Origin of the sequence: Bacillus cereus group sp. BfR-BA-01380 (assembly GCF_022663535.1) — a bacterium.
Taxonomy (GTDB): domain Bacteria; phylum Bacillota; class Bacilli; order Bacillales; family Bacillaceae_G; genus Bacillus_A; species Bacillus_A cereus_BB.
Map to the genome: position 1 here is coordinate 1 of NZ_JAKUFS010000065.1, position 5,590 is coordinate 5,590.

The following is a 5,590-nucleotide window of genomic DNA, read 5'->3' on the forward strand; positions in this document are numbered from 1 at the left end:
CCGAACACGGAAGTTAAGCTCTCTAGCGCCGATGGTAGTTGGGACTTTGTCCCTGTGAGAGTAGGACGTTGCCAGGCAAACAAAAGACGAGTCAATTGACTCGTCTTTTTTGTATCTTTTGTAATGACTCAGTTACTCTATGAAAAAAAGGTAGAAAAGCACTTTTTTTAAATGGTCAAGAGGAACTGGCGATGTATAGGAGCGGTCAGGGCCTTTTTCTGCCACGCGCAACGTTTTAAAACAAAGAAAGGTAGCGAGGTGCATGGCCATTTTTATCCCGCTATTCGTGGGCAGTAAAGGCAGGGAAGAGCAGCGAGGGTAACTGCCCGTAAAAGCCCGATTGGTTCAACTAACCTCTCATGGGAAAAGCGCCCGTGAAAGGAAGTTTTACTTTATCTTCGTGACAGCAATCTGTATTTTCACCGGAATCATCCCCTTATCAAACTTCTAAATGAAATGTATGGCTGAGTAGTTAAGAATCTTTCGCCCTTAGTAGCGAGAGATTCTTTATTTTTTAGTTATGTTAAATAATATTGTTGATTTGAGCTATAAAACAAGGGTGTTGATTTCTCTTATCCACTTTAGTTGAATTAGCTTAACTCATTTAACCGTTTTATTGCAGAGTGAACTGTAAGTCTATGAAATGAAACTAATTTATTCTTGTAGATGACGCCATAGATACCATAAGGGGTAGGTGAAAGTTTCAAAAGTTCTTCTCTGTTTTTTATGTCAATAATTTCTGCATGAATACCTAATTGGTTTGCTGCCTTAATCACATTATTGGTTGATACATCTACAAATGGACACTGCTGGGTACGAAGAATTGTTAAACCTTTAAAAAGCTCCAGTCGCTCATCCCAATCTTTTGGGAAATATGGGTCAGGTGAATGTCCAAATTTGTAAACAAGTAACTCAAATCCATAAGGTGCATGATCTATTTCTCTAAAATTATTCTTTATAAAAACGTCTTTACTGGGAGTCCAAGAAGTGTTTGGATTTGTAATTACAATAACTCCATCTTTATTTTGTGCCTTAGCATCTTGAATACTTTTATGAATCAACTTTGAGGCATACCCTTTTCCTGTAACAGTTACCCATAAGCAATGGATAACTAAATAATTTTCACCATAGACAACTCTCGAAGAATATTCAATAGGTGTATACTCAATAAACCCTGCTGGTTTGCTATTCTCCATTATTTTTATATACTTTAACCCTTCATTGAAACTTCCCATAAGCCATTTGTTTTTATTGATGTAACCTGTTGAAGTTGGCTTGCTACGAAGACAATAACAGCCCCCATCATTTATATTCTCTTCGTCTAACTCTACCAGCTCAATTTGTTCCAATATATTTCTCTCCCCGAAACTTTTTGATATTCTTATTCATCCATTCTGTTTTTTAAGAGAACAATGAATATTTATTATTTGGTAAATTCTGATAAAATAAATTTATCATAGGTTGCTTCCGTTGAAAATAGATAGCTTTCCACAATCATTTTATTAATACTCGTATCGTCATTTCGATAAATGTTCATTGTATTATCCAATTTACTTAGCGTTTATCCCGCATTAACAGGCAGTAAGCCCCCCACCTCAAGAGTATAAATGTCAACTAAATCATGTACAAAAACGCTCACTTAATAATGTATAAAATCAAATATTGATAAATCATTTATGTGGATTGGTAATCTCAAAGAGGCATGTGTGCCTCCTGTTTACACTGCTGTATGATTTGATATAGGTCTTTGGTCTGAGTTTAGAATCCATCATAGGGTTGATGTGGAATAAAAGGGTAAAATTTACAATTAAAAAAGAGTGAAGAGAATATAAGTAGGGGAGGATTACGACTTATAGAGATTATGTAAGTAAGACTATTTTCCTTAATACAAAGGGATGGGAGGAATGCTGGTGGGGTCGTGGATTCGCTTTTCTTTAAAAAATGTAGGTGTTGTCTTTCTCGCGATGATTTTTATTGTTGTCGGGGGATTATATTCCATTAAAACAATAGAGATGGAAGAAATGCCAAACGTTGATATTCCATATATGGTTGTGCAAGTCCCTTATATGGGTGCCACGCCAGAGCAAGGGTTAAATGATATAGGAAAGCCGCTAGAAACTGCATTTTCTAGTATTCAAAAGCTTGATAATTTATATATTGAAGCTCATAGCAACATGGTAGTTGTTATTTTAGAATTTGATATGGCCAGGAAGATGGATGAAGCTGAAAAAGATGTGACGAGTGCTGTGGCATCTCTAAAATTACCAGAGGATGCAGGGAAACCTGTCGTTATGAAGGATGGCCCGCAGATGCCGATATTTACTTTCGCGCTTTCTTCAGATAATGCTAAGCAGGCGGATATTTCACAATATATAAACGATCGGATTAAACCGACTTTGTCTACTGTTGAAAATATCGGCAAGGTGGATGTGTCAGGTGAAACCGAAAAGCAATTATCTATTAAGCTTGATGTTGAAAAAATGAAAGAAAAAAAGATTACTTATGACATAGTGAAGCAAGCGCTTTTAGCACACAATTTTTCTTTTCCAGCGGGCCAGGTGAGTATGAATGAAAAAACATTAAATGTTCAAGCTGATTACAAACTTAAATCGCTTACTGACGTCAACAATATGAAAATGGCAGTACCAAGTGCTGGGGGAGCACAAACAGTTAAATTGTCAGATGTAGCAACTGTAGAGTATGGAAGTAAAACAGAAACTGTATATACGAGGTTAAAAGATACGCCTGCAGTTCTTGTATCTGTTAAAGCGCAGCCAGGAGCTAATGCGGTGGAAGTGGTCAAACAAATTAATCAAAAACTATCTGATCTACAATTACCAGAGGGTTATAAACTGACAAAGTTGTATGACAGCTCAAAGCAGGTAGAAAAATCGGTTAATAGTATGCTTAGGGAAGTGTTGCTAGGTACATTGTTTGCTGTCATTGTGACATTTGTATTCTTACGTAATGTAAGAGCTACAATTGTAGCTGTGCTATCAATTCCGCTGTCTGTTTTAGCAGCGATGATTACGATGAAGTATTTACACTATAGTTTGAATATGATGACGCTAGCTGGTATTGCAGTAGCTGTTGGTCGAGTAATTGATGATTCTATCGTAGTCATTGAAAATATCTACCGCAGAACGTTAAGTAGCACAAAGCGTGATGCAAACATGGTATTAGCAGCTGCTAAAGAAGTTGGCGGTGCGGTTACCTCTTCAACAATTACGACTATGGCAGTATTTGGTCCGCTTTCATTCGTTCCGGGAATTGTTGGCAAGTTCTTTGCCCCGTTCGGAATTACAGTTATTGTTGCACTTGCTTTTTCTTTACTTGTTTCGTTAACAGTTGTCCCTTTGCTTGCTAAATTTTTCTTGCTCCGTTTGAAGCATAAGGAGCCGAAAGAAACAATATTGCAGAGAACATATCAACGTGTGCTGAGCTGGGCGATTCAGAAAAAGATGATTACACTCTTTCTCGCTTTTGTCGTATTTGTTTCATCTTTAGGGCTTGTGCCGCTGATCCCGAAAAACTTTTTACCAGAAGAAAAGGCGGCTTCATATAATTTGACGGCAGATTTACCTGTTGGAACATCACTTGACAAAGCTAATGGTGTAGCTAAAGATATGGAAAGTATTCTTAGTAAACAAGTGAGTGTGAAAAGCTATCAAACGATTGTTTCAGGAGAAAGAATTCGTTTGTCTATTGATTTGAAGGATGATATGACGAAAGAAGGAATAACGACTTTTGAAAAAGATGTAAAAGAAAAGATGAAAAATCTAGGAACGGGCATCGAAACGGCTTTGACACCGATTGGTATAACAGGAGGAGGGAAATTTGTTCTGATTGTGGAAGGTGGAAATGCTAAGGATTTGGAGACTGCCGGGAATAAGATTGTAGAGAAGATCAAGGATATAAAGGGCTTGTCGAATGTGAAAACAAATTTATCTGCTGTAAAACCACAACTTAATTTGTCAATTGATGAAGAAAAAGCAGTGGAAAAAGGTTTGAATCCGATGATGATTGCTGCTTTTGTAAGAGGGAATATTGCTGGTGAAGGTGTTACGACAGTCCAATTAGAAGGAAAAACGACTTCAGTGAATCTAGGATTGAAAAATGATAATCTTACATCTATTGAAAGCATTATGAATCAAATGATTATGAGTCCTACTGGCCAACAGGTAAAGTTGTCAGATGTAGCCACCCTCTCTGAAGCACCGGGACCTACTGCTTTATATCGTTTAAATCAGCAAGAGTACGTACAAGTAAGTGCAAGATTTACAACGGATAATGTATCTGGTGTGCAAGCTGAGGTAGATAAACGTTTAAAAGAGTTAGATTTGCCAAAAGGTATTAAGTATCGCTCTGCAGGACAGTCGCAAGCTATGAGTGAAGGGTTCCAAAATATGATTATTGCTATGGGAATTGCTGTTGTACTTGTCTTTGTTGTGATGCTAGTGACATTTGGAAATGCAATGGCTCCGTTTGCAATTCTATTTTCTTTACCATTTCTTTTTACAGGTGGTTTGCTCGGCTTATACCTTACGAAAGAACCTTTAGGTATGCCGGAATTGGTTGGGTTTCTTATGTTAATTGGAATTGTTGTAACGAATGCTATTGTGTTGATGGATCGTGTTATGCAAAATGAAAAACAAGGAATGGCTATAAAAGAAGCTTTATTAGAAGCAGGGGTAACAAGACTTCGTCCGATTTTAATGACAGCTCTTGCTACAATAGGTGCACTTACACCGTTGGCGTTGTCGGCCGAGGGAGGGCTTATTTCTCGATCCCTTGCCATTGTGGTTATTTCTGGTTTATTAACATCTACGCTCTTAACGTTAATTATTGTACCGACTGTTTATTATGTAATGGATATGATAAAGCGGAAATTCACAAAGAAAAAGGCAGTTTTGAAGGTGGAAGAAGAGACAGCGTAACGAAATAAGGGAATGGGAAGCTTTTTTCCATTCCCTTATTTCGTTCGCGTGATAAAAAATTGATATTGGTTCCAATTCGTATCTGAATAAAATCAAAGTGAATATAGATCGATTTTTATGTAGAGAACAATATTGCAAATTTGAAAGATATAGCTGGTGCGACAGTTTCTATTATTTTGCAAGGAATATATAATTACTTAAAGATAGAGTGAAACTTTCATCAGCGGGGCTTCATCCCCTACTGATTATTATCCCCCTGCGAATCAGGCTTTTACGGGTAATTCATACGGGATAAAGGATTACTTGAGAGGAATATTTACAATGCTGCAGAAAGAATAAATATATTTTTAAAAAAACGTTGACTCTTATTAAATAAGAGTGTAGTATTATACGAGTCGCTGATGAAACAAATCAAAAACGCGACAAACAAAGTAAAAAACTTAGTTGACATCAAATGACTAAGATGTTAACATAAGGAAGTCGCAATTGAGCGGCGGATAAGTTCTTTGAAAACTGAACGAAACAAACAACGTGAAACGTCGATTTTTATTTATGATGCTAGACAAACTTTATTGGAGAGTTTGATCCTGGCTCAGGATGAACGCTGGCGGCGTGCCTAATACATGCAAGTCGAGCGAACCGATTAAGAGCTT

General features: G+C 37.1%; 2 protein-coding genes and 2 rRNA genes. 3 read left to right on the plus strand and 1 reads right to left on the minus strand.

Annotated features, from left to right (window positions below; genetic code table 11):
• A 5S ribosomal RNA gene (gene rrf / locus MR076_RS27005) occupies positions 1-77 on the plus strand; the annotation flags it as partial.
• 513 nt (positions 78-590) lie between these two features.
• Here rrf and MR076_RS25710 read toward each other — a convergent pair.
• Entirely contained in the window at positions 591-1,349 is a 759-nt protein-coding gene (locus tag MR076_RS25710; RefSeq protein ID WP_242225401.1) for a GNAT family N-acetyltransferase, read from the minus strand.
• Between the two features lie 555 nt (positions 1,350-1,904).
• Between MR076_RS25710 and MR076_RS25715 the strand changes: the two genes are divergently transcribed.
• Both MR076_RS25715 and MR076_RS25720 read left to right on the plus strand, forming a co-directional pair.
• Positions 1,905-4,937: an efflux RND transporter permease subunit gene (locus tag MR076_RS25715; RefSeq protein ID WP_242225402.1), complete on the plus strand. Its 3,033-nt coding sequence runs from the start codon at positions 1,905-1,907 to the stop codon at positions 4,935-4,937.
• A 569-nt stretch (positions 4,938-5,506) separates the two neighbouring features.
• Positions 5,507-5,590: ribosomal RNA gene (locus tag MR076_RS25720) — 16S ribosomal RNA — on the plus strand; the annotation flags it as partial.